The sequence below is a fragment of the Conexibacter stalactiti genome (assembly GCF_033542075.1).
Lineage (GTDB): Bacteria > Actinomycetota > Thermoleophilia > Solirubrobacterales > Solirubrobacteraceae > Conexibacter > Conexibacter stalactiti.
The window spans coordinates 106,997-129,005 of record NZ_JAWSTH010000003.1; the positions used below are offsets into that span (position 1 = coordinate 106,997).

At 72.8% G+C, this 22,009-nt stretch carries 19 protein-coding genes; 13 read left to right on the forward strand and 6 right to left on the reverse strand.

Annotation, left to right across the window (positions count from 1 at the left end; translation table 11 throughout):
• Window positions 1–101: 101 nt before the first annotated feature.
• Window positions 102–2,972, forward strand: a complete 2,871-nt coding sequence (locus R7226_RS02575; protein WP_318595467.1) for a Calx-beta domain-containing protein — start codon at window positions 102–104, stop codon at window positions 2,970–2,972.
• 6 nt (window positions 2,973–2,978) lie between these two features.
• Here the strand turns inward: R7226_RS02575 and phoU are convergent, their stop codons facing one another.
• Complete coding sequence (phoU, locus tag R7226_RS02580) at window positions 2,979–3,716, reverse strand: phosphate signaling complex protein PhoU (RefSeq protein WP_318595468.1); 738 nt, start codon at window positions 3,714–3,716, stop codon at window positions 2,979–2,981.
• Window positions 3,713–4,171, reverse strand: a complete 459-nt coding sequence (locus R7226_RS02585; RefSeq protein ID WP_318595469.1) for a winged helix-turn-helix domain-containing protein — start codon at window positions 4,169–4,171, stop codon at window positions 3,713–3,715. The genes phoU and R7226_RS02585 overlap by 4 nt, the downstream gene beginning before the upstream one ends.
• A gap of 118 nt (window positions 4,172–4,289) precedes the next feature.
• Here R7226_RS02585 and pstS point away from each other — a divergent pair, with 118 nt between their 5' ends.
• The 9 genes from pstS (at window position 4,290) to R7226_RS02630 (ending at window position 15,255) form a co-directional block, all read left to right on the forward strand.
• Complete coding sequence (gene pstS, locus R7226_RS02590; RefSeq protein ID WP_318595470.1) at window positions 4,290–5,402, forward strand: phosphate ABC transporter substrate-binding protein PstS; 1,113 nt, start codon at window positions 4,290–4,292, stop codon at window positions 5,400–5,402.
• Between the two features lie 66 nt (window positions 5,403–5,468).
• Window positions 5,469–6,434 (forward strand): phosphate ABC transporter permease subunit PstC, encoded by a 966-nt coding sequence (gene pstC / locus R7226_RS02595; RefSeq protein ID WP_318595471.1) that lies wholly within the window; start codon window positions 5,469–5,471, stop codon window positions 6,432–6,434.
• Window positions 6,431–7,477 carry a phosphate ABC transporter permease PstA gene (pstA, locus tag R7226_RS02600; protein ID WP_318595472.1) on the forward strand — a complete coding sequence of 349 codons (1,047 nt, stop codon included), beginning with the start codon at window positions 6,431–6,433 and terminating at the stop codon, window positions 7,475–7,477. Before pstC ends, pstA begins: the two co-directional genes overlap by 4 nt.
• Before the next feature lie 36 nt (window positions 7,478–7,513).
• On the forward strand, window positions 7,514–8,410 hold the full coding sequence (pstB, locus tag R7226_RS02605) for a phosphate ABC transporter ATP-binding protein PstB (RefSeq protein WP_318595473.1): 897 nt from the start codon (window positions 7,514–7,516) through the stop codon (window positions 8,408–8,410).
• 65 nt (window positions 8,411–8,475) lie between these two features.
• The gene (locus tag R7226_RS02610; RefSeq protein ID WP_318595474.1) at window positions 8,476–9,501 is read left to right on the forward strand and encodes a GGDEF domain-containing protein; all 1,026 of its coding nucleotides are present in this window, start codon (window positions 8,476–8,478) and stop codon (window positions 9,499–9,501) included.
• A 164-nt stretch (window positions 9,502–9,665) separates the two neighbouring features.
• Window positions 9,666–11,711: a TolB-like translocation protein gene (locus tag R7226_RS02615; protein ID WP_318595475.1), complete on the forward strand. Its 2,046-nt coding sequence runs from the start codon at window positions 9,666–9,668 to the stop codon at window positions 11,709–11,711.
• Complete coding sequence (locus R7226_RS02620; RefSeq protein WP_318595476.1) at window positions 11,708–14,374, forward strand: hypothetical protein; 2,667 nt, start codon at window positions 11,708–11,710, stop codon at window positions 14,372–14,374. Before R7226_RS02615 ends, R7226_RS02620 begins: the two co-directional genes overlap by 4 nt.
• A gap of 131 nt (window positions 14,375–14,505) precedes the next feature.
• Window positions 14,506–14,700 (forward strand): hypothetical protein, encoded by a 195-nt coding sequence (locus R7226_RS02625; RefSeq protein ID WP_318595477.1) that lies wholly within the window; start codon window positions 14,506–14,508, stop codon window positions 14,698–14,700.
• Window positions 14,701–14,757: 57 nt separating this feature from the next.
• Window positions 14,758–15,255: a ferritin-like domain-containing protein gene (locus R7226_RS02630; protein WP_318595478.1), complete on the forward strand. Its 498-nt coding sequence runs from the start codon at window positions 14,758–14,760 to the stop codon at window positions 15,253–15,255.
• Window positions 15,256–15,265: 10 nt separating this feature from the next.
• Here R7226_RS02630 and R7226_RS02635 read toward each other — a convergent pair whose 3' ends face one another.
• Window positions 15,266–16,432, reverse strand: coding sequence for a PucR family transcriptional regulator (locus tag R7226_RS02635; protein WP_318595479.1), 1,167 nt, complete (start codon window positions 16,430–16,432; stop codon window positions 15,266–15,268).
• A gap of 94 nt (window positions 16,433–16,526) precedes the next feature.
• Here R7226_RS02635 and R7226_RS02640 point away from each other — a divergent pair, with 94 nt between their 5' ends.
• Window positions 16,527–17,558: a methyltransferase domain-containing protein gene (locus R7226_RS02640; RefSeq protein ID WP_318595480.1), complete on the forward strand. Its 1,032-nt coding sequence runs from the start codon at window positions 16,527–16,529 to the stop codon at window positions 17,556–17,558.
• Between the two features lie 60 nt (window positions 17,559–17,618).
• Here the strand turns inward: R7226_RS02640 and R7226_RS02645 are convergent, their stop codons facing one another.
• Window positions 17,619–18,410: a SigB/SigF/SigG family RNA polymerase sigma factor gene (locus tag R7226_RS02645; protein WP_318595481.1), complete on the reverse strand. Its 792-nt coding sequence runs from the start codon at window positions 18,408–18,410 to the stop codon at window positions 17,619–17,621.
• 31 nt (window positions 18,411–18,441) lie between these two features.
• Entirely contained in the window at window positions 18,442–18,897 is a 456-nt protein-coding gene (locus R7226_RS02650) for an ATP-binding protein (RefSeq protein ID WP_318595482.1), read from the reverse strand.
• Between the two features lie 74 nt (window positions 18,898–18,971).
• On the opposite strand from R7226_RS02650, the gene R7226_RS02655 reads away from it, so the two are divergent.
• Together R7226_RS02655 and R7226_RS02660 are read left to right on the forward strand one after the other, a co-directional pair.
• On the forward strand, window positions 18,972–20,978 hold the full coding sequence (locus tag R7226_RS02655; protein ID WP_318595483.1) for an acetoacetate--CoA ligase: 2,007 nt from the start codon (window positions 18,972–18,974) through the stop codon (window positions 20,976–20,978).
• 44 nt (window positions 20,979–21,022) lie between these two features.
• Window positions 21,023–21,667, forward strand: a complete 645-nt coding sequence (locus R7226_RS02660; protein WP_318595484.1) for a TetR/AcrR family transcriptional regulator — start codon at window positions 21,023–21,025, stop codon at window positions 21,665–21,667.
• Between the two features lie 15 nt (window positions 21,668–21,682).
• Here R7226_RS02660 and R7226_RS02665 read toward each other — a convergent pair whose 3' ends face one another.
• Window positions 21,683–21,922, reverse strand: coding sequence for a hypothetical protein (locus R7226_RS02665; protein WP_318595485.1), 240 nt, complete (start codon window positions 21,920–21,922; stop codon window positions 21,683–21,685).
• Between the last annotated feature and the right edge of the window lie 87 nt (window positions 21,923–22,009).

Consider the following 22,009-nt stretch of genomic DNA (forward strand, 5'->3'; position numbering starts at 1 on the left):
GCGGGCTGATCGGGTGCTGCCCGACACCGCTTTGAGGTGCCAGGTCAGCGCGTCCACGCGCCCGCTCAAGTCTTATTGACGGTCCGCCGACAACGGGGTCGATGTCGACCTCCGTCACGCGCGCGCTGGGCCTCGCCGCCGCCCTGCTGATCTCGCTCCTGCTGGCCGCCCCCGCGGCCTCCGCGGCGACCCCCGACCCTGTCGCCGCCTGTGACGGTACCGCCTACACGGCGACGACGGTCGCTGGCCGCGACGCCGTCAGCTGCGACGACGGCCGCGTGCGCGACTGGCAGCGCGCGAGCGTCGCCGACGCGCGCGTCGTGCGCGGCAGCAGCGGCGGCGCGACGCTCAGCTTCACCGTCGCGCGTCCGGAGGCGGGCAACCCGCTCGCGCTCGACTACGCGACCGCCGACGGCACGGCGAGAGCCGGCGGCGACTACACGGCCAGCAGCGGCCAGCTCGTCTTCGAGGCCGACGAGACGCAGCGCACGATCGACGTCCCGGTCAGCTCGCTCGCGGCGCACGGCTCCGACCTCTCGCTGCGGCTGACGCTGGCCGACCCCAGCGGCGTCGCGCTGTTCGCGCGCGACCACGCGACTGGCTGGATCGCCAACCGCTTCTACAGCGCCGAGGCCAGCCCCGACGGCGACTACATGTGCGACGGCGGCTTCTACAGCCTCGGCACGCGTCCCGAGGGCGGCAGAGCGGTCGCCTGCCTCGGCCGCATCTTCACACCGGTCGTCGGCGAGCCGGTCGTCGACCCGCGCGCGGGCGTCGCGACCTTCACCGTCACGCGCCCGGCCGACGTCGACGACTACGGCTCCTACTACATCGCCTACGCGACCGTCGATGGGACGGCCAGAGCGGGCGAGGACTACACGGCGACGAGCGGCAGAGTGTCGCTGCGCACCGACCAGCACAGCCTCACGATCGCGGTCCCGATCGATCCGCAAGCCGCCGCCGGGCGCACCTTCTCGCTCGAGCTGACGACCGACAGACCGGGGACGACGGTCGCCGCCTACAACGCCGACAGAAGCGCGCTCGTCCCCGTCAGAGCGACCGCGACGGTGCAGCGGCCAGGTGCCGCCGTCAGCGGCGCGCCGCGGATCGGCGCCACCCTCGCCGCCGCGCCCGGCGCCGCCTCCTACGCCTGGTTCCGCTGCGACGCGCAGGGCGCCTGCCTGGCGATCCCCGGCGCCGGCGGCCAGAGCTACACGGCCCGCGCCGCCGACCTCGGCGAGACGCTGCGCGTGCGCACCACGACGCCCGTCACCGATGGCGGCAGCGACATCGGCGAGCGCGACGCCGCCGGTCCCGTCGTCGCGCCGGCGCCGGATGGCGCCGCCGCCTGCGACGGCACCGCCTTCACGGCGGCGACCGTCGACGGCCGCGAGCTGCTGAGCTGCGACGACGGCGCGATCCGCGACTGGCAGCGCGTCGCGATCGAGGACGCGACCGTCACGCGCGGCACGAGCGGCGGCGCGACGCTCGCCTTCACGATCCGGCGGCCGGAGGCGGGCAGCCCGCTGTTCCTGCGTGCGAGAACGGGCGGCGGCACGGCCGTCGCCGGCAGCGACTACACGGCGCTCGACGCGCTCGTCGTGCTGGAAGCCGACGAGACGACGACGACCGTCGAGCTGCCGGTCACCTCCCGCGCGGGCGCGGGCGACGACCTGACCGTCGGGCTGGCGCTGAGCGACGCGGGCGGCGACGGCGTCGAGTTCGCGCGCGGCGCGGCGACCGGCACGATCCGCAACCGCGCGACGACCAGAACGATCGACGGCGACGAGGCCTGCAACGGCGGCCTCTACGACATCGTGGTCGTCGACGGCTGGCGGGTCGTCCGCTGCCTCGCCGGCACGGGCGGCGCCGACACCGTCTCCGCGGCGCCGATCGCCGTCGACCGGCGCGCCGGGCTCGCGACCTTCGCGCTGACCCGCGCGAGCGGCGGCAGCCCCGTCTGGATCGACTGGACGACCGCCGACGGCAGCGCCACAGCGGGCGTCGACTACGAGGCTTCCAGCGGCAGCGTCCTGATGACCGGCGGCCAGCGAACGGCGCGCGTGACGGTGCCGCTGCTCGCCGGTGACGCGGCCGTCGGCGACCGCGACTTCCAGCTCGTGCTGAGCGGCGGCAGAGCGACGCCGAGACCGGACCTGACCGGCGCGACCGCGACGATCCGCGGCGCCGCGCCCGCGCCCGTCGGCACGCCGCGTGTCGGCGAGCCGCTGACCGGCGCCGCGCCCGCCGCGGTGAGCCGCCAGTGGCAGCGCTGCGACGCGCTCGGCGCCTGCTGGGAGATCGCCGGCGCGACCGGCGCCGACTACACGCCGACCAGCGCCGACGCCGGGTACGGCCTGCGCGTGCGCGCGACCTACGCGCTCGGCGGCGACCCGGCCGGCGACGCCGGCATGACCGCGTTCACGCCGACGACCGCCGCCGTGCTGCCGGCGCTGCCGCCCGGCCCCGATCCCGATCCCGACCCGGATCCCGATCCGCAGCCGAGACCGCAGCCCGATCCCGACCCGCAGCCGAGACCGCATCCGCACCCGCAACCCGACCCGCAGCCCCAGCCACAGCCCGGCCCGGGCGCGCAGCCGGCGCCCGGCGCGACGCTCGTCGTGACCGGCCGGCGCGAGCAGAACCGCCCCGTCGCGCTCGTCGCCGCCGGCCGCTCGAGCCTGTGGATGCGCTGCTCGGTCGCGTGCCGCATCGACGCGCCCCTGACGATCTCGCGCAAGGCGGCGCGCGCGCTCGGCCTGCGCTCGACGACGATCGGCCGCGCGCGCGGCAGCGCCGCGGCCGGCGAGCTGGTGCGGCTGCGCGTGACGCTGCACCCGCGCGCGAAGGTGCGCGTCGTGCGCACGCAGGGAAGGCTGCGCGTGATCGCGACGATCGCGACGCCGGCCGGCAGAACGGTCCGCGTCAGCTTCGGCCTCGAGCCCGTGCGCAGCGCGGCGCGCACGCGCTGAGGCGGGCTATATCGCGTCGGCGGCGTCGCTGGCCGACGGGTGCGAGGAGTCGCGGAACTCCTCGAAGGTTCCCGTCAGCACGAACGCCAGCTGCTCGCCGACGTCGATCGCCTGGTCGCCGATCCGCTCGATCGCGCGCGCGGCGAGGATCATGTGCATCGCCCACTCGCGCGTCTCGGGGTCGGCCCCGCTCTGCCACGCGAAGTGGAAGACGCGGCGGTTCAGCTCGTTGACGTCGCGGTCCTCCAGCAGCAGGTCGCGCGCGAGCGCGAGGTCGCGCGTCTCGAAGGCGCGCTTGGCCTGCGCGACCTCGGCCGCGACGAGCCGCCCCATCACGCCCAGCTCCTCGAGCAGGATCGCGTGGACCGGCGGATGGTGGCCGTCGAGCGGGATCAGCTTCGCGACGTTGACGCACTGGTCGCCCATCCGCTCCATCGTCACCGCGACGTGGAACAGCGCCGCGATCAGGCGCAGATCGGCGGCGACCGGCGCCTGCAGCGCCAGCAGCGCCAGCAGCCGCTCATGCAGCATCAGGTAGCGCTGGTCGATCTCGTCGTCGCCCTGCACGACGGCGGTCGCGAGCGCCATGTCCTGGTGCTCGACCGCCTCGGTCGCGCGCTGCAGCTGCATGATCGCCATGTCGAGGCCGTCGAGGGCGAGGCCCTCGAGGTCGGCCAGCTCCTGGCGGAAGCTCGCGCGCAGATCTCTGCGATCACCGGAGAGCTGCTGCGCGCTGTCGTTCATCCAACCCTTCCCTTGGCCACCGACCTGTTGTCTTCCGTCGCGTCGTCGGACGCGAGCCGCTGAGGAGAGAAACGGTAACCGAGTCGGTAGTGGGTGTGGATGAACATCCACTCCGGCAGCGCCCGGTCGAGCTTCGCGCGCAGCTTGCGCACGTAGACGTCGACGGCGCGGTCGCTGGGCGACATCTCCTGACCCCAGCAGAGTCTGTAGAGCAGCTCGCGCGAGAGCACCTCGTCGGGGCGACGCATCAGCGCGGTGAGCAGCTCGAACTCGCGCGGCGTCAGCGGTATGACGCGACCGTCCGCGCGGGCGGTGTATCCGGCAGGCTGCACTTCCAACGCGCCAGCGCGCAGTCGCTCTCTCGGCTCCGGTCGACTCACGCGGCACAGGATGCGATGGATCGGTGACAGCCGAGTTACCGAATCGTGAACCGATCGTGAAAGCGCTGTGGTCATGGCGTTGCCGCGCTGTGTTCACAAGAAGGTCACATCCCGGCGACCTTTCGGTAACAGACTGGCAACCGTGTCCTGCTGTGGTGAATACGCAAACCGAAGTGAGGACCAAGGAGCTTCTGTGAGATTCCCACGCAAGACGACGGCGCTGCTCTCCTGCGCCGCCCTCGCGATCGGCGTCGCGGCATGCGGCGACGACAGCGACGACAGCAGCGCGAGCACCAGCAGCGGCGGTGCCAGCACGGCCGCGGCCACCGCTGACCTGTCCGGCCAGATCGCCGGCGCGGGCGCTTCCTCCCAGGCCGCTGCAGCCGAGGCGTGGATCGCCGGCTTCCAGGAAGCCAACTCCGGCGTGACGGTCTCCTACGACCCGATCGGCTCGGGCGGCGGCCGCGAGCAGTTCATCGCCGGCGGCACCGCCTTCGCGGGCACCGACTCGGCGCTCGACGCGGAGGAGCTGAGAGCCGCCGCGAGACAGTGCACCAACGTCGTCGAGGTGCCGGTCTACATCTCGCCGATCGCGATCATCTACAACCTCCCGGGCGTGGAGGAGCTGAGACTGTCGCCGGCCACCGCCGCCGCGATGCTGCTCGGCGAGATCAGAAACTGGAACGACCCGGCGATCGCCAGAGAGAACCCGGACGTCGAGCTGCCCGACACGGCGGTCACGCCGGTCCACCGCTCTGACGAGTCCGGCACGACCGAGAACCTCGCCGAGTACCTCTCGACCGTCGCCCCCGACGTCTGGAGAGCCGAGGTCAGCGGTGACTGGCCGACGAGAAGCGGCGAGTCCGCCGACGGCACCTCCGGCGTCGTCGAGGCCGTCTCCGCCGGCGAGGGCACGATCGGCTACGCCGACGCCTCGCAGGCCGGCGACCTCGGCGTCGCGCTGCTGCAGGTCGGCGAGGAGTTCGTCGGCCCGACGCCCGAGGCCGCCGCGGCGATCCTCGAGGAGTCCAGACGCGTCGAGGGCGAGGGCGACTACGTCTTCGCGTACGACCTGAGACGCGACACGACGGCGACGGGCACCTACCCGGCCGTGCTCGTCTCCTACGGCGTGGCGTGCACGCACTACGACGACGCCAACACCGGCGCGATCGTCAGAGCGTACATGTCGTACCTGATCAGCCCGGAGGGGCAGGAGACCGCCGCCTCCGCCGCCGGTTCGGCGCCGCTCTCGGATGCACTGCGCACCGAGCTGCAGCCCGCCGTTGACGCGATCGGGGCCAGATAGCGCAAGGACCCTGGTGAGCGGGCGGCCTCGGCCGCCCGCTCGCTTCCTCCCCACAGAAACCATGCGATGAGCGCGAGCGCAGAACCAAACGACGTCACGCGGCGGGCGATCGAACGCCGCGGTGGGATACCCCAGCGTCCGGGCGACCGGATCTTCGCCGGCGGCTCCAAGGGCGCCGGCATCCTGATTCTCGTGGCGCTCGCCGGCGTCGCGATCTTCCTGCTGGTCGAGGCGTGGCCGGCGATCACCGCCTCCGCGAGAGAGATCCCCGGCGGCGAGGGGCTCGTCGACTACATCGCCCCGCTCGCGTTCGGGACCGTGCTGGCGGCGACGCTGGCGGCGATCATCGCCGTCCCGTTCGCGGTCGCGATCGCGCTGTTCGTCAGCCACTACGCGCCGCGCCGCATCGCCTCGGGACTCGGCTACGTGATCGACCTGCTGGCCGCCGTCCCGTCGGTCGTCTACGGCCTCTGGGGCGTTTCGGTGCTCGCGCCGGCGTCGAAGGACATCAACACCTGGCTGGCCGACAACGTCGGCTGGCTCCCGTTCTTCGAAGGACCGGCCTCGGTCACCGGCCGCACGATGCTCGTCGCCGGCATAGTGCTCGCGGTGATGATCCTGCCGATCATCACGGCGATCGCCCGCGAGGTCTTCATGCAGACGCCGCGCGCCCACGAGGAGGCCGCGCTGGCGCTCGGCGCGACGCGCTGGGAGATGGTCAAGATGGCCGTCCTGCCGTTCGGCCGCTCGGCCGTCATCTCCGGCTCGATGCTCGGCCTCGGCCGCGCGCTCGGCGAGACGATGGCGGTCACGATCATCCTCTCGGTCTCCGGCGTCGTCACCTTCAACCTGATCAGCTCGACCAACCCGTCGACGATCGCCGCCAACATCGCGCTCGACTTCCCCGAGTCGTCGGGCATCGCGATCAACGCGCTGATCGCCTCGGGCCTCGTCCTGTTCGCGATCACCCTGATCGTCAACATGGCCGCGCGCGCGGTCATCAGCCGCCGCGAGAAGAGAGAGGGACGATGAGCGCGACGACCTCCGCCGACTGGGCAGCCCACAAGGTCCTGCCCACGTGGGTGCCCGGCGCGGCATCCGGCGCCGGCGTCGTGCTCGGCGTCGCCGGCGTGATCGCCGGGCTCCCGCCGATCGTCGGCGTGCTGATCGCGCTGGCCGTCGTGACGCTCGTGCTGATCCCGTGGTCGATCGCGGTCGAAGGCTCGCGCCGCGCCCGCGACCGGATGGTCACGGTCGCCGTCACCGGTGCCTTCGCGCTCGCCGTCGCACCGCTGATCTCGCTGCTTTGGACCGTCGTCGACCGCGGCATGGAGCGGTTCGACATGACGCTCTTCAGCGAGTCGATGCGCGGCGTCGTCGGCGCCGGCGGCGGCGTCCAGCACGCGATCGTCGGCACGCTCGTGATCACCGGCCTGGCGACGCTCGCGTCGGTCCCGGTCGGCGTGCTGGCGGCGATCTACCTGCACGAGTACGGCCGCGGCGGCAAGCTCGCGAGATCGATCTCCTTCTTCGTCGACGTGATGACGGGGATCCCGTCGATCGTCGCCGGCCTCTTCGCCTACGCGCTCTTCGCGCTGATCTTCGGCCCCGGCATCCGCATGGGCGTGATCGGCTCGGTCGCGCTGTGCCTGCTGATGATCCCGATCGTGGTGCGCTCGACCGAGGAGATGCTGCGGGTCGTGCCGAACCACCTGCGCGAGGCCGCCTACGGCCTCGGCGTGCCGAAGTGGCTGACGATCGTGAAGGTGGTTCTGCCGACGGCCTTCGCGGGCATCGTCACAGGGTGCATGCTCGCGATCGCCCGCGTCGTCGGCGAGACCGCGCCGCTGCTGATCACGACCGGCGCGGTGACGTCGGTCAACGCGAACCCCTTCGGCGGACGGATGGAGAACCTCGCCGTCTTCGCCTACAACCAGTACGCCAACCCGGGCGTCCCGAGAGATCCCTACATCGCCCGCGCATGGGCCGCGGCCTTGACGCTCCTGCTGATCGTCATGGTCCTCAGCCTGCTCGCGCGTGTCGTGTCCGCCCGCTTCGGCGTCAGATCGCGCTGAGGCAACGCAATGATGGAACCGAGAGGAACGACTGACATGACCGAGCCCTCCGCGGACGTCCGCACGAGCGAGCAGACCGAGGTGCCCTCCGTCCCGCTCGGCCAGGCGGTCGGAGCGGCCGGTGCGAGCGTGACGTCGACGGCCCCCACGGTCGCCGCGAAGAGCATCGAGGTCAGAGACCTCGACATCTACTACGGCGCCTTTCACGCCGTCAGAGGCGTCTCGATGACGATCAAGCCGAACAAGGTGACGGCGCTGATCGGCTCCTCGGGCTGCGGCAAGTCGACCTTCCTGCGCTCGCTCAACCGCATGCACGAGCTTGTCAGAGGGGCGTACGTCGACGGCAACGTCGAGCTCGACGGCCGCGACATCTACGCCAGCGGCACTGACCCGGTCGCCGTGCGTCGCCAGATCGGGATGGTCTTCCAGCAGCCGAACCCGTTCCCGACGATGTCGATCTACGACAACGTCGCGGCCGGTCTGAAGCTGAACCGCAGCAAGCTGAAGGGCAAGGAGCTCGACGAGATCGTCGAGAGAGCGCTCAGAGGCGCCCACCTCTGGAACGAGGTCAAGGACCGCCTCGACAAGCCCGGCTCCGGCCTCTCCGGCGGTCAGCAGCAGCGCCTCTGCATCGCCCGCGCGACCGCGGTCGAGCCCGACGTGCTGCTGATGGACGAGCCCTGCTCGGCGCTCGACCCGATCGCGACGGTCGCGATCGAGAACCTGATCGCGGAGCTGAAGAACCGCTACACGATCGCGATCGTCACGCACAACATGCAGCAGGCGGCGCGCGCGAGCGACTACACCGCCTTCTTCAACATCGACAGATCGGGCGATCCCGGCCAGCTGGTCGAGCTCGACGACACCGAGACGATCTTCTCGCGCCCGGCCAACCCGGCGACGGAGGCGTACATCAGCGGCCGCTTCGGCTGACGTCCGGCGCGGATCGCGGCCTCCTCCGCTCAAGGAGGAGGCCTCCGCTGCCGAATCAGTTCGAGATGGACCGATCTCGGGCGAGCGCACGGGAGACCAGGCAGAAGCCGGTCTCCGCCCGACTGCTGCGACGGCTGCGCCACTGGCGCGCGGGGCTTCCGACGGAGGTCGCCGCGCTCGGTGTGCTGCTGCTCGTGGCGGCGTTCTGCTGCCTGCTCGGCGTGCTCTTCCCGCTGACCGACAGAGCGCCGGTCGAGCTGGGCCGGATCTTCGCGCCGATCGGCTTCGCGGTCGGCTTCGCGCTGCTGGCGGCCGGGGCGCACGCGCCGCGCTGGGCGCTCCACGGCGCGGTCCTGTTCGTGACCTGCGCGGCGAGCGTGCTGATCAGCCAGTCGGCGACCAACGGCGGGCTGATGATGACGGCCTGGTCGCTCGCCTGGCTGGCCGTCTTCGTCGCGATCTTCTTCGAGCGGCGGGCGATCCGTCTGCACGTCGCGGCGATGACGATCGGCCTCGGCGTCGCGGTCGTCGTCGCCGACCTGCCGGGCACGCTGATCGAGTTCGTGATGATGTCGGTGACGCTGTGGACCGCCGCGATCGCGCTCGGCTCGCTCAGCGAGCGGCTGCGCTCGCAGGCCGAGGGCGACCACCTCACCGGGCTGCTGAACCGCAACGGCTTCACGAAGGCGGCGACGCGCGAGCTGGCGCTCGCCGGCCGCACCGGCAACCCGCTCGCGATCGCGCTGCTCGACCTCGACGGCTTCAAGCACGTCAACGACGAGCACGGCCACGCCGCCGGCGACCGGCTGCTGCGGGAGCTGGCGCAGGCGTGGGAGCGCGCGCTGCGCCCCGGCGACCTGCTCGCCCGCTTCGGCGGCGACGAGTTCGTCGCGCTCTTCCCGGCGACGTCCGAGGAGGACGCCGAGGTCGCGGTGCAGCGGATGCGCGCGGCGCACGCGGGCGCCTGGTCGGCCGGCATCGCCGCGTGGGAGCGAGGGGAGACGCTCGACGCGGTGCTCGCACGCGCCGACAGGCGCCTCTACGAGGCGAAGCACGCGCGCCGCGACGCCGTCGCGGCGCCGGCCGGCTGAGCGTTTTCGCACACCTCTCTGAACGCATTCGTTCAGCCTGAAAACGGCTTGTCAGACGCCTCCTTGCGCGGCCGAGACAACTATGTTTATTGTGTCCTCCACCAGGGCTTTCCGACCGGTCGCGAGGCCGGCGAGGGAGTTGTAGGAGAGAGAGGAATCCCCCCATGAAGCTGGCCTTCGGCCGGAGCGTCGCCGTGCGCGCGCTCACGGTCGCCACCATCGCCGCCGCGCTGCCGGCCGCGGCCGGCGCCGCGGCGCTGCCCGACGGGCGCGCCTACGAGCTGGTCTCGCCGCTGGAGTCGAGAGGGCTCGACTTCGACTACGCCTGGACGCTGCCCGGCGGCGACCACGCGGTCCTCACCTCGCTCAACGACATCCTCGGCATCCACCTCGCCGCGCGCGGCGCGGACGGCTGGAAGGTCACGCGGATCCTCGGGACGCCGCCCGGCGGCGACTTCAGCTACCTCGCGACGCTCGACGACGCGACCGACGACCTCTCGCGGATCGTCGTCGAGGCGCCATCGGGGCCCGCCTTCAGCAGAGACCTGCTGAGCGTGCGCGACGCCGACGGCAGCTGGACGAAGGTCGGCACTCCCGTCGAGTACCTCGCCGGCTCCGGCGACCTCCGCACGCTCGTCGTCAGATCGCTCGGCGATCCCTACCCGGCGGTCCCCAGCAGCTCCGGCGTCTACCGCTGGCGCGACGGCGAGGTCGAGTCGGTCGGCGACGACGCGCCCGCGATCGCCGCCTGCGGCGCCGTCCTCGGAGACGGCAACGGGCCCGGCACCAACGACCAGAGCGGCGTCTCCCGCGACGGCGCGACGATCGTGCTGAGCAACAACGACTGCGGCGCCCACCGCCGCCACGTCCAGCTCTGGCGCGACGGCACGACGATCGACCTCTCGGCCCCCGCCGGCGGCGGCGCCGACGGCGCGGCCACCTACGTCGGCAACGCGCTCGACGGCTCGGCCGTCTTCTTCACGACCGCGGTCAGAGTGCTCGCCTCCGACACCAACGGCGCGGTCGACCTCTACCGCTACGACGTCGCGCGCGGCGAGCTGAGCCGCGTCAGCGCCCCCGCGTCGCAGAGCGGCGGCGACGTCCTGAGCGCGATCGCCTCCGACGACGGCCGCGCCGCCTGGTTCTCGACCAGCGCCGGCGCCGGCACGCGCCTGCTGTGGAAGTGGACCGCGGGCGATCGCGCGCGGCTGGTCGAGGCCGGCCCGGCGGGCAGCTTCACCTTCACGCGCGCCTACACCAGCCCCCAGCAGACGCAGCTGACCCCCGACGGCCGCGTGCTCGCGTGGATCGAGCCGAACGCGGTCGGCGACTACGCCGGCGGCGCGCCGACGATCGTGCGCGCGACCGCCGCCGACGGCGTCGTCTGCGTCTCCTGCCGCGCCGACGGCACCGGCGTCTTCGCCGACTTCGGCCTCCCGCCCGAGCGGCGCATGACGTCGCTGTCGCGCATCTCCGACGACGGTGAGCAGCTCTTCTTCCAGACCGGCGACGGCGTCGTCGAGGCGGACACCAACGGCAGAGTCGACGTCTACGGCTGGCGTGACGGGACCGTCTCGCTGATCTCGTCGGGCACGCTCGACCGCTACTCCGAGCTGGCCGGCGTCAGCCGCGACGGCACCGTCTTCTTCCGCGACGCCGACAGACTGCTGCCGTGGATCGTCGACGACCACGTCAAGGTCTACAGCGCCCGCGTCGGCGGCGGCTTCCCCGCCCCGGCGGCCCAGCAGCCGACCTGCGCCGGCGACGACTGCCAAGGCGCGCCGGTCGCCCAACCGGCCCCGCCGCCCGCGGGCAGCGCGGCCGACAGCGGGCCGGGCGACGCTGACGCGCCCGAGGCGAGCTGGCCGGCCGAGCCGGCCGTCAAGCTCGGGCGCCTGTCGGCGGCCGCGAAGCGCAAGCTCGCCCACGGCGGCACGATCGCGCTGCCGCTCACCGCGACGGCTGCCGGGCGCCTCAGCGTGACCGTCAGCGCGCGGATCGGGACGCGCTGGGTCCGCAGCGGCAGCGCCGCGCGGACGGTGAGAGCGGCCGGTCGCACGACGCTGTCGCTGCGGCTCGGCAAGCGGGCGCGCGCGACGCTGACGCGCCGCGGCAGCCTGCGCGTGCGGATCGAGGTCGTGCATCGCGCCGGCGTCGGCGCCGCGCGCGCGACCTACGTGCTGAAGACGACGGCCGGGAGAGGACGATGAGAACGACGATCACTGCGGTGCGCCTGCGGGCGCTCGCGGCGCTGTGCGTCGCGCTGATCGCGGCGCTCGCCGCGACCGCGACCGCGCGCGCCGGCGAGTTCGGGCTGGAACCAGACAGCTTCACGGCCAGCCTCAGCACCGCGCAGGCCGGCGGTCACCCCGACGTGAACGTCAGATTCACGCTCAGAAACGCCGCCGTCGACCCGTCCGACCCCTACTACGGGATGGTCAGGTTCAAGCCGTTCGGCATCGCCGAGTCGGTCGTCGTCGACCTGCCGCCCGGCCTGGTCGGCGACCCCACGGCGGCGCCGCGCTGCCCGGCGAGCGCGTTCCCCAGATGCGACCTCGCGACGCAGATCGGCACGGTGCGCCTGCGCACCGGCCTCGCCGACGAGATGTGGTCGCCGGTCTTCAACGTCGTGCCCTCGCAGGGCGCGCCGGCCGAGTTCGGCTTCACCGCCGCCGGGCTGCTGACCGTGCGGCTGCAGGTCGAGGTCCGCTCCGGCGGCGACTACGGGCTGCGCACGATCATCGACTCGCTGCCGGCGATCGCGCCGCTGATCGAGAACGACCTGACCTTCTGGGGCGTTCCGGCCGACCCGTCGCATGACGCGATGCGCGGCCGCGCCTGCGCCGATCTCTTCGGCATGGGGGTGAACTGCGGCGACGAGGAGGGCGGAAACGCCGCGACGACGCCGCGCGCGCCGTTCATGACCAACGCGACCGTCTGCGGTCCGCAGCCGCCGGTCACGCTGGCCGTCAGCGAGTACGCGAACCCGGGCCGGCCGGCGACCGCCGAGGCGGCGCTGCCGCCGCTGACCGGCTGCGACAGGCTGGCCTTCCCGGCCACCGGCAGAGCCCGCGCGACCGCGCCGCAGGCCGGCGCGCCGTCGGGTTACGAGGTCGAGCTGACGGTGCCGCAGAACACCGACCCCGACGGCATCGCCACGCCGCAGCTGCGGCAGGCGGTCGTGCAGCTCCCGGCCGGGACGGTCGTCTCGCCGGCGGTCGCCGACGGGCTGGCGACCTGCTCCGACGCGCAGCTCGCGCTCGGGGCGGCCGGGCCGGTCGCCTGCCCGGCGGCGTCGAAGATCGGCGAGGTCTCGATCGACTCGCCGCTGCTGACCCAGCCGCTGGTCGGCGGCGTCTTCCTCGCCGACCCGACGCCGGCGCAGCTGCTGCGACTGGTGCTGGTCGCCGAGCGCGACGGCGTGCGGCTGAAGCTGCCCGGCCGGATCGACGCCGACCCGGTCAGCGGCCGCCTGACGGCGACCTTCGACGAGAACCCGCAGCTGCCGTTCCGCAGCCTCAGGCTGACGCTGAAGGGCGGTCAGCGCGCGGTGCTCGCCAACTCGCGCCAGTGCGGGCCGGCCGAGTCGCGCTTCGAGCTGACCCCGTACGGCGGCGGCGCGGCGGCCGTCTCGACCGACGCCTTCGAGGTCGCGGGGCCGTGCCCCGCCGGCTTCGCGCCGACGCTGTCGGCCGGCTCGGCCAGCGCGGCTGCCGGCGCGGCGAGCCCGTTCACGCTCACGTTCGGGCGCGGCGACGGCGACGACCTGCTGCGCTCGATCGACGTCGCGCTGCCCGCCGGCGTGATGCCGCGGATCGGCGAGGTGCCGCGCTGCGCCGAGGCGCAGACGGTCACCGGCACCTGCGGCGAGCAGTCACGCGTCGGCTCGGCGCAGGCGAGCGCCGGCCCCGGCGCGCAGCCGTTCGGGCTGCCGGGGAGGGTCTACGTCGCTGGCGCCTACAGAGGCGCGCCGTACAGCCTCGTGATCGTCGTGCCGGCGCAGGCCGGGCCGTTCGACCTCGGCACCGTCGTCGTGCGTGCGGCGGTCTTCGTCGACCTGCACACGGCGGCGCTGCGGATCGTCTCCGATCCGCTCCCGACGATCCTGAAGGGGATCCCGCTGCAGATCCGCTCGGTGCGGATCGCGATCGACCGCGCCGGCTTCATGGTCAACCCGACGAGCTGCGCCCCGCGCGCGGTCGGCGCCGCGATCGCGGCCGCCGGCGGCGCGGTCGCGAACGCGTCGGTGCGCTACCAGGCGGCCGGTTGCGGCAGCCTGCCGTACACGCCGAGGTTGCGCGTGGTCGTCGGCGGCAGAGGGCGGACGGCGCCGAGAAAGCCGACGGCGCTGACCGCGACGCTCGTGCAGCCGGCCGGACAGGCCGCCAGCCGCAGCGTGCGGCTGGAGCTGCCGAAGGCGATCAACGCCCGCCTGGAGATCGTCAGAAGAGCGTGCTCGCAGGCGGCCTACGATGCCGGCAGCTGCGGCGCGGCGGCGCGGATCGGCAGCGGCGCGGCGGTCACGTCGCTGCTGCGCGACCCGCTGCGCGGCCCGGCCTTCTTCGTCAGAAACCCGGCGCGGGCGCTGCCCGACATCGTCGTGCAGCTGCGCGGCGACGTCGCGATCGACCTGATCGGCAAGGTGACGATCCGCGGCGGGCAGCTGACGACGACGTTCGACACGATCCCCGACGTGCCGCTGTCGCGCTTCTCGCTGACGCTGCCGGCGAGCAGCTCGCCGGTCGGCGTGGCGTCGAGCGGCCTCTGCACGCGGGCGGCCCGCAACGCGCGCGCACGTCAGACGCTGCGGGCGCAGAACGGCAAGCTCGTGCAGCGCGCGGCGAAGCTGTCGATCGCCGGCTGCAAGAAGTAGGGAGGGGCGAGGGCGGCGGCGTCGCGCCGCCGCCCTCGCGCGCCACGTCGCGCGTCCGTCTGCGGACACCGGCTGCACAGGCTCGGTCTCGGTGCTACATTAGGGCCACCTACTTAGGGCGACCTAACCAAATGTCTGAGATCACGATCGAGCACACCGAAGACTTTCCCCTCGTCGGCTTCCGCGCCCGTCGCTGGCTGCGCTTCGAGCGCGACCTGCACGACTGGCTCGACACGCCCGAGGGCCGCTTCACCGCGTGGTGCGCGCGCCAGCAGGTCACGTGCGCGCCGGTCGCTCCGCTCGACAGCTCTGACGCGTCGCGCTAGCTTCATCTTCCAAGGGCGGCCGGTGGTCGGTCGCGGAGCTTGGAAGGGAGCGCAGCGATGCCCACGACGCGGAACGCCTCGGCCGGAATCCTGGCCGAAAGACACGTTGCCAAGCGGCAGGAGATCGTCGCGCTGCTGACGCGCGCGTACTGGATGGAGATCGAGACGGTGATGAGCTATCTCGCCAACGCCTCCAACCTCGACGGCATCCGCGCCGATGAGATCGCCGAGGCGCTCAACGCCGACGTGACCGACGAGCTCGGCCACGCGAGAGCGTTCGCGCAGCGGATCAAGGAGCTGTACGGCACGACGCCCGGCTCGATGGAGTTCACCGCCGAGCAGAGCTTCCTGCAGCCGCCCGACGACACGACCGACGTCGTCACCGTGATCAAGGGCGTGATCGAAGCCGAGGCCGGCGCGATCGAGCACTACACGCGCATCATCGAGGCGTGCGACGGCGTCGACTGGGCGACGCAGGACATGGTGATCGACATCCTGCGCGACGAAGAGGGCCACATGCGGCAATTCGAGCGTTACCTGCGCGAGTTCGAATAGGGCAGGGTGCCTATTTGCTGAGCGATCGCGCGCGCAGCGCGACGCTCAGCTCGAAGCGCGCTTCCGGATCGTCGAGCGCATCGCCGAGCAGGTCGCGCAGCTGCCGCAGCCGGTAGCGCACGGTCTGCACGTGGACGCCCAGCTCGTCGGCGATCGCCTGCGGCCGTGCCGGATGGGCCAGCCAGCCGCGCAGCGTCTCCAGCAGGCGCTCGCGCTGCGCCGCCGGCAGCGCCTCGAAGGCGTCGAGCCGCCGCGCCACGATCGCGCGCGCCAGCTCCGGCGCCGCGCCCAGCAGCAGGTCGATCTCGTGGTCGTCGCAGCGCAGCACCCCGTCGACGGAGGCGGGCGCCTGCTCCAGCAGCGCGGTCGCGCGGCGCAGGCTGCGGGCCGCGTGCGCCGGCGCGACCGCAGGCCCGACCGCCAGCGGCGCCTCCAGCTGCTGCGCACGCGCCGCGCGCAGCAGCCAGCGCTCGCACTCCTCGTCGTCGGCGACGACGAGCGCGCGGCGGCCGCCGTCGACGGTCGCGGTCAGCACGCGCGCGGGTCCGGCCAAGCCGCTGCCCGGCGGCGGATCGGCCGGCAGCGCGGCGACCGCGACGCGCACGCGCGCCGGCAGCGTCCACGCCGCCGCGCCGGCCGCCGCGGCGAGCTGGTCGGCACCGCTGGGGCGGTCGCTCAGCAGCAGCGAGACGAGTCGGTCGCGCCGTGCCAGCTCCAGCCGCAGCGTCTCGGCCTCCTGCGCCGTGAAGCCCTCGACGGCGGCGACCGACAGCCGGTCGACCGTCTCCAGCACCTCGGCGCCGAGCGCGAAGATCGCATCCTGCGGCAGCGTGCGGCTGACCGGGATCGCCTGCGCGCCCTCCCACATCGCCAGTCCGCCGAGGCGGTAGAAGGCGAGCAGCTCCGAGAGCGAGCGGCCGGCCGCCTGCTGGGCGCGGCCGTGGGCGACGAACAGGCTCGTGTCGGGTGCCTGGCCGCCGTCGGCGTCCAGTCGCGCGAGGAAGAAGTCGACCGCGGCGCGCGCGCCGAGCCGCAGGTTGCGCAAGGTCGCCGCGTCGGGCGTCGCCGCGCCGCCATCGCCCGGCGAGTCGGCCTGCACACGCGCGAGGACCGCGTCCGCGAGCGCGTCAGCCTGCGCGCGCAGATGTCGCGCGACCCCCTGGATCGACCCGTCCATCGCCCTCGACGTTAGAGGAAAGCTATGAAGCAGGCGCCGCTTTAGGCCCGATACCGCGTAGAACGACGCGGGAAACGCGCATAGCTTCCATCTCATGACCGCGACCGCACCGGCGCAGCACGAGTTCTCCGAGCAGCAGATCGGCCACACGGAGCTGCGTGACACCTACCGGATCGACCTGCGCCGCAGCGAGCGCGACGTCTTCGCCGACGCCCGCTCGCTCGACTGGAGCAGCCTTTCGTGGAGAGACGTCGGCCGTCCCTACCGCGTCGAGAACTGGTCGAGCGAGAAGCTCGAGTGGGAGGCCCGCCACGGCGAGCCGCTGCCGGTCCCCGAGGCGTGGAGCATGTTCAACAGATCGTTCCAGTCGCTGTTCGACACCAACCCGATGCAGGCCCGCCTGGAGGCGCTCAAGCGCGCCGGTCAGGCCGTCACCAAGCGCGAGCTGCGGGCCGCCTGGGAGGCGCTGCACGAGGTCGTCCAGTGGACTGTCTGGAACCGCGCGCAGCGCGTCGAGGACACGATCTGGGATCCGCGCGCGAAGCGCTCGCTGTTCGCGGGCCTGGAGGTCGACAAGCCGCGGATCCTCTTCCTCGGCGCCGCCGACGGCTACGAGGCGATGCTGCTGTCGGCGATGTACCCCGGCGGCGAGGTCGTGCTGGTCGACTACGACGAATGGTGCAAGGAAGGCCGCTTCGGCGCCTTCCCGGCCGATTACCCGTTCCTCGGCAGCGATCCGCGCACCGGCGGCGAGCGCGTCTGGTACCGCGACCAGATGAACATCGACTTCGTCGTCTCCGACATCCGCGACCTGCCGTACGGCAGAGAGTTCGACGTCGTCGTCTCGATCGGCCTCGTCGAGCATTTCCCCGACGCGTACAAGCCGACCGCGTTCGAGTTCCACCGCCGCTTCGTCAAGCCGGGCGGCTACTGCGTCATGACGACGCCGCGGCTGCACCCGCGCACGCGGATGTTCTACCTGCTGTTCGGCGACCTCATGAACTTCAGCTACCGCGAGCTGATGGACGTCCGCCACCTCGGCCTGTACGCCTGGGAGAACGGCTTCGAGGTCTTGCGCCACGGCCAGATCAAGACGCACAACGGTGTCATCTGCCGGGCGCGCTGAGGCCGGGCGGGGAGGGGGAGCTGCGGGCGGCGCGCGTCGGGGGACGCGCGCCGTCGCGGCTCAGCGCGTCAGCTCGTGCAGCTTGTCGAGCGACTGCCGCAGCAGGCGGGAGATCTGCATCTGCGAGACGCCGATCTCGGTCGCGATCTCGCTCTGCGTGAGATCGTCGACGAAGCGCATCCGCAGGATCCGCTGCTCGCGCTCGGGCAGGTGCTTGAGCGCCGGCGCCAGCAGCGCGCGCGCCTCGGCAGCTCTGTAGCCCTCTTCGACGTCGCCGAGCGTGTCGGCGATCGTCGCGTCGCCCTCGTCGTCGCCGCCGGCCGGCGTCGCGAGCGAGAGCGCGGTGCGGTTGGCGAGCGCGCCGAGCGCCTCGACGACCGCCTCGAGATCGGCGCCGGTCCGCTCCGCCAGCTGTCGCGGCGTCGCCGAGACGCCCGTCTCGGTCTCGATCGCCTCGGCGGCGGCGCGCACCTTCAGCGCCAGCTCCTGCGTGCCGCGGGCGACGTGGACGCCCCAGCCGGTGTCGCGGAAGTGGCGCAGCAGCTCGCCGACGATCGTCGGCTGCGCGAAGGTGGAGAAGGAGTGCCCGCGATCGGGGTCGAAGCGGTCGACCGCCTTGATCAGGCCGACCGATGCGACCTGAACGAGGTCGTCGAGGCTCTCCGTGCCGCGGCGATAGCGCCGCGCGAGCGCGCGGGCGAGCGGAAGATGCTCCGCGATCAGCGCCTCACGCGCCTGCGTGTCGCCCTTGCGCGCACGCGCTGCCAGCATCCGAGTGCGCAGCAGCGAACTGGCCGGGCGCTTCTTCGGCGCCGCGGTCGTCTTGGTTGCGAGGTTCGTGGCAGGTCCCATGTGCCACACGGTTACCCAAGGCCCGAACAGGTCAATCGCGATCGGCGCCGCGAATCGTCGCGTCGGCGTCATCGGCAGCCATGGCGGTCTCACCATCCTCCGGGGCGATGGGAGGCGCCAGGTCGAAGGTCAAGTGGACGCGCGTGGCGGCGCCGTCGTGGTCGAACTGCAGCGACGACGCGACCGCGGCCATCAGCGCCAGGCCCATCCCCAGCCCCGGGCTGTCCTCGCGCGGGAGGACCCCGCTGCCCTCGTCGGAGACGATCACCTCCAGCGTCGCGCCGTGCAGCTCGGCCTCGACCGCGAGCGTGCCCGGCTCCGCGTGCTCTCGGTAGGCGTGCACGACGACGTTGGAGCAGGCCTCGCTGACGGCGAGCGCGACGTCAGCGAGCATCCGCTCCGAGCCGCCGGCCGCCCGTCCCAGCTCGACGACGGCGTGCCGCACCTGCGGCACGCTGGCGGCGTTGGCAGGCAGCGTCAGGCGCACGGTCCTCGATGCTACCCCGGCAAGCCGTCCGGCCTATCCCGGGTGCGCCATGCCGTAGATTCACCGCCTGAGAGATGTCCGCCACGAGCGACAGCGCCCCGCCGATCCTGTGGAGCCCCGACGCGGAGCGGGTCGAGCGCGCCCAGTTGACGCGCTTCACGCGCTGGCTCGCCGCCGAGCGCGGCGTCGAGGTCGCCGGCTACGACGCGCTCTGGCGCTGGTCGGTCGACGAGCTGGAGCAGTTCTGGGCGGCGATCTGGGACTACTTCGAGGTGATCGCGCACACGCCGTACGAGCGTGTGCTCGGCAGCCGCGAGATGCCCGGGGCCGAGTGGTTCCCGGGCGCGACGCTGAACTACGCCGAACACGTCTTCCGCGGGCGCGACGATGCCGCCGTCGCGATCCGCCACGCGAGCGAGACACGACCGCTGGCGGAGCTGCGCTGGCGTGAGCTGAAGGCGCTGACGGCCCGCATCGCCGCCGCCCTGCGCGCCGAGGGCGTCGGCCCCGGCGACCGCGTCGTCGCCTACGCGCCGAACGTGCCGGAGACGGTCGCGGCGCTGCTGGCGTGCGCGTCGATCGGCGCGATCTGGTCGAGCGCCTCGCCCGACTTCGGCGCCAGCGGCGTCGCCGACCGCTTCGCGCAGATCGAGCCCACGCTGCTGCTCGCCGCCGACGGCTACCAGTACGGCGGCAAGCGATTCGACCGCCTGCCGGTGCTCGCGGAGCTGCAGCGGCGGCTGCCGACGGTCAGACGCACCGTCGTGCTCAGATACCTCGACGCGGAGGCCGACCTCGGCAATCTGCGCGACGCGGTCGGCTTCGACGCCTGGGTCGGCGGCCCCGGCCTCGGCGCGCCCGACCCGCAGGCGCCGCCGCTGACGTTCGCGCCGCTGCCGTTCGACCACCCGCTGTGGGTCCTCTACAGCTCCGGCACGACCGGCCTGCCGAAGGCGATCGTGCAGGGCCACGGCGGGATCCTGCTGGAGCAGCTGAAGAAGCAGAACCTGCACCTCGACGCGCAGGCCGACGATCGCGTCTTCTGGTTCACGACGACCGGCTGGATGATGTGGAACTTTCTCGTCGGCGTGCTGCTGACGCCGGCCTCGATCGTGCTCTACGACGGCAATCCCGGCTATCCGTCGCTCGACCGCCTGTGGCAGCTCGCCGAGGACGCGGGCGTCACCACGTTCGGCACGAGCGCCAGCTACATCGCCGCGTGCATGAAGGACGGGATCGCGCCCGGCGCCGCGCACGACCTCAGCCACCTGCACGCCGTCGGCTCGACCGGCTCGCCGCTGGCGCCGGAGGGCTTCGAGTGGGTCTACCGCCACCTCGGCGCCGACACGTGGCTGTTCTCGACCTCGGGCGGGACCGACGTCTGCTCGGCCTTCGTCGGCGGCGTGCCGACGCTGCCGGTCTACCGCGGCGAGCTGCAGGCGCGCGCGCTCGGCGCGAAGGTCGAGGCGTTCGACGCCGACGGCAGAGCGGTGATCGGCGAGGTCGGCGAGCTGGTGCTGACCGAGCCGCTGCCGTCGATGCCGCTGTTCCTCTGGAACGACGCGGATGGAAGCCGCTACCGGGACTCGTATTTCGACATGTTCCCCGGCGTCTGGCGCCACGGCGACTGGGTCGAGATCACCGCGCGCGGGACGGCGATCATCTCCGGCCGCTCCGACTCGACGATCAACCGCGGCGGGATCCGCATGGGCACCGCGGAGCTGTACCGCTCGGTGCTGGCGCTCGACGACGTCGTCGACGCGCTCGTCGTCGACCTGCCCAAGCCCGGCACCGACGGTTGGATCGAGCTGTTCGTCGTGCTGCGGCCCGGGCTGAGACTGGACGACGAGCTGACCGCCGCGATCCGCGGACGGATCCGCTCCGACTGCTCGCCGCGCCACGTGCCCGACGCCGTCGAGCAGATCGCCGAGGTGCCACGAACGCTGTCGGGCAAGGTGCTGGAGGTGCCGGTCAAGCGGATCCTCACCGGCACCCCGCCGGAGCGCGCCGCCAGCCGTGACGCGCTGGCCAATCCGGCTGCGCTGGACTGGTTTGCTGAGCGCGCCAGGTCTGAGCACTAGCAGCCGAATTCCGGTCCGTCGTCCCCGTCGGTAAGAATCGCGGCGTGACCAACTGGATTCCAGGGGCCGTCCCGGCAGCGCCGCCGACCGCCGAGCGCAGGCGGCTGCCCGCGTCGCAGCGCCGCGAGCTGATCCTGGCGGCGGCCGTGAGGCTGTTCGCCGAGCGCGGCTACCACGCCGCGTCGATGGACGGGATCGCTGCCGCGGCGGGAATCTCGAAGGCGGTCGTCTACGACCACTTCGCCTCCAAGCGCGAGCTGTACACCGTCCTGCTCGACACGATCCGCGCCGACATCGACACGCTGATCGCCGACGCGATCGCGCCGCTGCCCGAAGGCGACCGCGTCCAGGCCGCGATCGACGCCTTCTTCGGCTTCGTCGAGGAGTACCCCGACGCCTGCCGGCTGCTGTTCCTCGAGGTCCAGGGGACGACCGAGGTCGCCGAGATCGTCGCGCGGCTGGAGGAACGTGTCGCGCAGGCGCTCAGCGCCTCGCTGGGGCAGGATCCGACGATCTTCGGCGGGCATCCGCATCGCGACCGTCAGCTGCTGATCCTCGCCGAGCTGCTGAAGTCGGCGATACACGGCCTCGCGAGCTGGTGGTACCGCCATCCCGAGGTGCCGCGCGACGAGCTGGTCGCGCGCACGGTCGCGTTGATCACGCCGGCGATCGACGCGGCGCGGGCGTAGGGCGGGGCGCTCGCGCTACCAGGCCTGCGCGGTGCCGCAGTGCGGGCAGCCGACGCTGGTCGACACGGCGGCTTGGAAGACGTAGCCGCAGTGGCAGTGGTAGAGCGCGCGGTCCTCGGGCCCGTCGGCACGCCGCTCGCGGTGCTGCGGGGGCTCGGCCGGCGTGCGCGAGACGGCGATCGCCGCCGCTGCTGCCGGTTGGAGTCCGCGGCCCGTCCGTGGGCGTTTCGAGATGCGGGGCTGTCGGAGGTGCACGGTCATGATCTTTAACAGTGGGATCGGCGGTTTGTTTCGCGTTCTTGAGCGAAAACCCTCACGTCCTGGCGCGGACGCTGGGGAGGG

Excerpts from the sequence above, each read along its gene's own strand:
- R7226_RS02575 (WP_318595467.1), top strand. The coding sequence starts at position 102 with ATGTCGACCTCCGTCACGCGCGCGCTGGGCCTCGCCGCCGCCCTGCTG.
- phoU (WP_318595468.1), bottom strand. The coding sequence starts at position 3,716 with ATGAACGACAGCGCGCAGCAGCTCTCCGGTGATCGCAGAGATCTGCGC.
- R7226_RS02585 (WP_318595469.1), bottom strand. The coding sequence starts at position 4,171 with ATGACCACAGCGCTTTCACGATCGGTTCACGATTCGGTAACTCGGCTG.
- pstC (WP_318595471.1), top strand. The coding sequence starts at position 5,469 with ATGAGCGCGAGCGCAGAACCAAACGACGTCACGCGGCGGGCGATCGAA.
- pstA (WP_318595472.1), top strand. The coding sequence starts at position 6,431 with ATGAGCGCGACGACCTCCGCCGACTGGGCAGCCCACAAGGTCCTGCCC.
- pstB (WP_318595473.1), top strand. The coding sequence starts at position 7,514 with ATGACCGAGCCCTCCGCGGACGTCCGCACGAGCGAGCAGACCGAGGTG.
- R7226_RS02610 (WP_318595474.1), top strand. The coding sequence starts at position 8,476 with ATGGACCGATCTCGGGCGAGCGCACGGGAGACCAGGCAGAAGCCGGTC.
- R7226_RS02615 (WP_318595475.1), top strand. The coding sequence starts at position 9,666 with ATGAAGCTGGCCTTCGGCCGGAGCGTCGCCGTGCGCGCGCTCACGGTC.
- R7226_RS02620 (WP_318595476.1), top strand. The coding sequence starts at position 11,708 with ATGAGAACGACGATCACTGCGGTGCGCCTGCGGGCGCTCGCGGCGCTG.
- R7226_RS02625 (WP_318595477.1), top strand. The coding sequence starts at position 14,506 with ATGTCTGAGATCACGATCGAGCACACCGAAGACTTTCCCCTCGTCGGC.
- R7226_RS02630 (WP_318595478.1), top strand. The coding sequence starts at position 14,758 with ATGCCCACGACGCGGAACGCCTCGGCCGGAATCCTGGCCGAAAGACAC.
- R7226_RS02635 (WP_318595479.1), bottom strand. The coding sequence starts at position 16,432 with ATGGACGGGTCGATCCAGGGGGTCGCGCGACATCTGCGCGCGCAGGCT.
- R7226_RS02640 (WP_318595480.1), top strand. The coding sequence starts at position 16,527 with ATGACCGCGACCGCACCGGCGCAGCACGAGTTCTCCGAGCAGCAGATC.
- R7226_RS02645 (WP_318595481.1), bottom strand. The coding sequence starts at position 18,410 with ATGGGACCTGCCACGAACCTCGCAACCAAGACGACCGCGGCGCCGAAG.
- R7226_RS02655 (WP_318595483.1), top strand. The coding sequence starts at position 18,972 with ATGTCCGCCACGAGCGACAGCGCCCCGCCGATCCTGTGGAGCCCCGAC.